The organism is Streptomyces ipomoeae 91-03 (assembly GCF_000317595.1).
In the GTDB taxonomy this organism is placed as follows: domain Bacteria; phylum Actinomycetota; class Actinomycetes; order Streptomycetales; family Streptomycetaceae; genus Streptomyces; species Streptomyces ipomoeae.
Map to the genome: position 1 here is coordinate 1 of NZ_AEJC01000644.1, position 4,336 is coordinate 4,336.

The 4,336-nt window shown below is 71.3% G+C and carries 5 protein-coding genes; all 5 read right to left on the reverse strand.

The window, feature by feature from the left end; genetic code table 11:
* Positions 1–120 precede the first annotated feature (120 nt).
* The 5 genes from trpA to STRIP9103_RS42520 all read right to left on the reverse strand — a co-directional run bounded on the left by trpA (position 121) and on the right by STRIP9103_RS42520 (position 4,178).
* Positions 121–939 carry a tryptophan synthase subunit alpha gene (gene trpA, locus STRIP9103_RS42505; protein ID WP_009340298.1) on the reverse strand — a complete coding sequence of 273 codons (819 nt, stop codon included), beginning with the start codon at positions 937–939 and terminating at the stop codon, positions 121–123.
* A complete protein-coding gene (gene trpB, locus STRIP9103_RS42510; RefSeq protein WP_009340291.1) occupies positions 936–2,225 on the reverse strand; it encodes a tryptophan synthase subunit beta in 1,290 nt (429 codons plus the stop codon). The genes trpA and trpB overlap by 4 nt, the downstream gene beginning before the upstream one ends.
* Before the next feature lie 172 nt (positions 2,226–2,397).
* Positions 2,398–2,583 carry a tryptophan biosynthesis modulator TrpM gene (gene trpM, locus STRIP9103_RS53290; RefSeq protein WP_078614239.1) on the reverse strand — a complete coding sequence of 62 codons (186 nt, stop codon included), beginning with the start codon at positions 2,581–2,583 and terminating at the stop codon, positions 2,398–2,400.
* Positions 2,584–2,725: 142 nt separating this feature from the next.
* Positions 2,726–3,535 carry an indole-3-glycerol phosphate synthase TrpC gene (trpC, locus tag STRIP9103_RS42515; RefSeq protein ID WP_009340294.1) on the reverse strand — a complete coding sequence of 270 codons (810 nt, stop codon included), beginning with the start codon at positions 3,533–3,535 and terminating at the stop codon, positions 2,726–2,728.
* Positions 3,536–3,707: 172 nt separating this feature from the next.
* Positions 3,708–4,178 carry a DUF2752 domain-containing protein gene (locus tag STRIP9103_RS42520; protein WP_078614238.1) on the reverse strand — a complete coding sequence of 157 codons (471 nt, stop codon included), beginning with the start codon at positions 4,176–4,178 and terminating at the stop codon, positions 3,708–3,710.
* Positions 4,179–4,336: the final 158 nt, after the last annotated feature.

Genomic DNA, 4,336 nt, shown 5'->3' on the forward strand with positions numbered 1-4,336 from the left:
CGCCTCCCCGATCCCACTTCCACTCGTTCGAGTGAGCGGATTGACCGTTACGTCCAGCCGTCCTCATACGACAAACGGGTGAACGTCACGCGCCCCTCACACGCCGGGGCGACCGCCCGGTCACGCGCCCTGGCGTACGCCCTTCGCGAGCTCGTCCGCCAGGTCGCGTACGGCGTTCAGGCCGGCCGCCTCGTCGGGCGCGTCCAGCATCCGCTTCACGAACGCGGACCCGACGATCACGCCGTCGGCGAACCCGGCGACCTCGGCCGCCTGCTCGGCGTTGGAGACACCGAGGCCGACACAGACGGGCAGGTCGGTGCCGGTGGCCCGGGTGCGCCCCACCAGGTCCTGGGCCTGGGCCCCGACCGACTCGCGCGTACCCGTGACGCCCATCAGCGAGGCGGCGTAGACGAAGCCGCTGCCCGCCGCGGTGATCTCGGCGAGGCGGGCGTCCTTGCTGCTGGGCGCGACCACGAAGACCGTGCCGAGCCCGTGCTTCTCGGCGTGCTCCCTCCACAGGGCCGACTCCTGGACGGGCAGGTCGGGCAGGATGCAGCCCGCGCCGCCCGCCTCCGCGAGCTCGGCCGTGAAGCGCTCGACGCTGTAGCGGTCGATCGGGTTCCAGTACGTCATGACGAGTACGGGCTTTCCGGTGGCCTCGAAGGCCTCCCGCACCGTACGCATCACATCCGCGATCTTGACGCCACCGCGCAGGGCGATGTCGTCGGCGGTCTGGATGACCGGCCCGTCGAGGACCGGGTCGCTGTGCGGCAGACCGACCTCGACGATGTCGGCGCCGCCCTCGAAGACCGCCTTGATCGCGGCGATCCCGCCGTCGACGGTCGGGAAGCCCGCCGGCAGATAGGCGATGAGCGCGGCCCGCCCCTCCGCCTTCGCGGCGGCGAGGGTGTCGCTCAACAGCTGGATGTTGCCGCTCACTTGGCGTCCCCCTCGATCTCGGCGGTGTCGGCCGCGTTGGCGGCGACCTCGGCGTCGGCACCCTTGTCGTACAGACCGAAGTACCGCGCCGCCGTGTCCATGTCCTTGTCGCCGCGCCCGGACAGGTTGACGACGATCAGGCCGTCCTTGCCCAGCTCCTTGCCGACCTCCAGGGCGCCGGCGAGGGCGTGGGCGCTCTCGATCGCCGGGATGATGCCCTCGGTGCGCGACAGCAGACGCAGCGCCTGCATGGCCGCGTCGTCGGTGACCGCGCGGTACTCGCCGCGCCCGCTGTCCTTCAGGTAGGAGTGCTCGGGCCCGATGCCCGGGTAGTCCAGACCGGCCGAGATCGAGTACGGCTCGGTGATCTGCCCCTCCTCGTCCTGCAGGACGTACGACCGCGAACCGTGCAGGATGCCCGGCTCACCGGCGGTCAGCGTCGCCGCGTGCTCACCGGTCTCGACGCCGCGGCCCGCGGGCTCGCAGCCGATGAGCCGTACGTCGGCGTCCGGGATGAAGGCGTGGAAGAGCCCGATGGCGTTCGAGCCGCCACCCACACAGGCGATGGCGGCATCGGGAAGCCGCCCGGCGCGCTCCAGCAACTGCCGCCGGGCCTCCACACCGATCACCCGGTGGAAGTCACGGACCATGGCGGGGAAGGGATGGGGCCCCGCGACCGTCCCGAACAGATAGTGCGTCCGGTCGACGTTGGCGACCCAGTCGCGGAACGCCTCGTTGATGGCGTCCTTGAGGGTCCGGGAGCCGGACTTCACGGCGACGACCTCGGCGCCGAGCATGCGCATGCGCGCGACATTGAGGGCTTGCCGCTGGGTGTCGATCTCGCCCATGTAGATCGTGCAGTCGAGCCCGAAGAGCGCGCAGGCGGTGGCGGTGGCGACGCCGTGCTGGCCCGCTCCCGTCTCGGCGATGACCCGGGTCTTGCCCATGCGCTTGGTCAGCAGGGCCTGCCCGAGCACGTTGTTGATCTTGTGGGACCCGGTGTGGTTGAGGTCCTCGCGCTTGAGGAACACCCGGGCGCCCCCGGCGTGTTCGGCGAACCGGGGCACCTCGGTCAGCGCGCTGGGCCGCCCGGTGTAGTTCACGAGCAGATCGTCGAGCTCACGCGCGAACTCGGGGTCGTGCTTCGCCTTGTCGTACTCCACGGCGACCTCGTCCACGGCGGCGACCAGCGCCTCCGGGATGAACTTGCCGCCAAACGCGCCGAAGTACCCCTCGGTACTCGGCACCTGACCCTCCGGGTCGGGAATGAAGAACTCGCTGGACATACGGTTACCTCACAGGGGCACAGCCCCGTTGTCGGTCGGACTATGACTCGCAGTGATCACGTACGCACGCCGAACCGGCCGAATCGCACTCACCCGACAGGCGGTGCCGAAGCGGCGGCAAGGGCAGACGGGGCCGAGGCGTCCGGCGTTCACAACGCCGACGCGGCTCGGCTCATCGCAGGGGACGCGTACGTGTCCTGGGCCATCGCATGCCGTTCACCTGACCCGGCTCGTCACCGATGACGTACCGGACCCGGCGCCCGTGGACACGGCGGGCGGGCGCCCGGCAGCCACGGGGACGGCACCCGCGCGCGAGGCGGGCGTAGGGGTCCCTGGTCGTCATGGAAAGCGAGAACATCGGGGCACAGAATACCGGTCCCGGATCACCCGTGTGGGTGACTTCCACGGACATCGGCGCCGAACCCGCGCACCCCGTCGCCCCGACCGGGTCGGACCCCGGTCGGTCGGCGGTGGGGGCGCGGTCGGCGGCCATGGCCGGGTCAGCCCCGCCCGTGGCGCAGCGCCGGGTGCTCGCCCGCGGCGACGAGGTCGGCGACCGCGGTCTTGGGGTCCTTGCCGGTGACGAGGGACTCGCCCACGAGAACCGCGTCGGCGCCGGCGTTGGCGTAGGCGATGAGGTCGTGCGGGCCGCGGATGCCGGACTCGGCGACCTTGATGATGGAGTCGGGGATCTCGGGGGCGACGCGCTCGAACGTGGAACGGTCGACCTCGAGGGTCTTGAGGTTGCGCGCGTTGACGCCGATCACCCGGGCGCCCGCGTCCACCGCGCGCTCGGCCTCCTCCTCGTCGTGCACCTCGACGAGCGGGGTGAGCCCGATGGACTCGGCGCGCTCGATCAGGGATTCGAGGGCGGGCTGGTCGAGTGCCGCGACGATCAGCAGGGCCACGTCGGCGCCGTACGCCCGGGCCTCCCACAGCTGGTAGGAGGTGACGATGAAGTCCTTGCGCAGGACGGGGATGTCCACGCGGGCGCGGACGGCCTCCAGGTCGGCGAGCGAACCGCCGAAGCGGCGCTGTTCGGTGAGGACGGAGATGACGGCCGCGCCGCCCGCCTCGTAGTCGGCGGCGAGTCCGGCCGGGTCGGCGATCGCGGCGAGCGCGCCCTTGGACGGGCTGGACCGCTTGACCTCGCAGATCACCTTGACGCCGTCACCGCGCAGGGCGGCTGCGCCGTCCTTGGCCGCCGGGGCCTTCGCCGCGCGCTCCTTGATCTCGTCGAGGCTGACGCGCGCCTGCCGCTCCGCGAGGTCGGCACGGACTCCGTCGATGATCTCGTCGAGCACACTCACGCGAGCGGCCCCCTTTCAGACGGTTGCGATCGATGACAACGTTTGACAGTCAAGCATTGGCAGTCGAGCGGTTATCGGGATTCCGGAAGTTCACTGCGATGGTATCCGGAGCGGGGCGCAGCTCTCGCATCCAGGCGACGGCGGTCCCACTACCTGGACGTTCGCCATTTGATCAAGGATGCAACCAGCCACCGAACGGCAAGTTCCGGACGACGGTGAAGGCGAACACCAAGACACCGAGCGTCCACAACTGAACGGTCCCGAGTTCGAGGCGTACCGGCCGTCCGCGTGCCACACGGACCACCCATGCGGTCCACAGCACCGCGAAGCCCACAAAGCCGGCCACCGCGAGCGCGTTGTCGGTGAGGGCGGTCGCGAGGTCCCCGTGCGCGAAGGCGTGCGCGCTGCGCAGACCGCCGCAGCCGGGGCAGTAGAGACCGGTGAAGCGCCACAGCGGGCAGACCGGGTAGTGGCCGGGTTCGTTGGGGTCGACGGCGGCGACATACGCGAAGGCCCCGCCGACGGCCGTGAGGACCCCGGCGGGCAGCCACAGTCGGCGCGGCGCACGGCCCGGGGCGGGGGCGGCCTGTGGGGCGTGCGGCGGCGGCGCGACTGGCTGGGGCTCGGCATTCACACACCGCATTCTGCCCGGCGCAGGGGCCGCACGCGCGCGTGAGGGGACCGGGGCGCGACGATCACAGCGGCCCTGTCGGACGGGCGCAAGCTGAACTGCCCGCGGCTCACATTCAAGGAACGCGCCCATATCCGCAAGCACGAGCGGCGCGCGGCACGGGCGAAGAA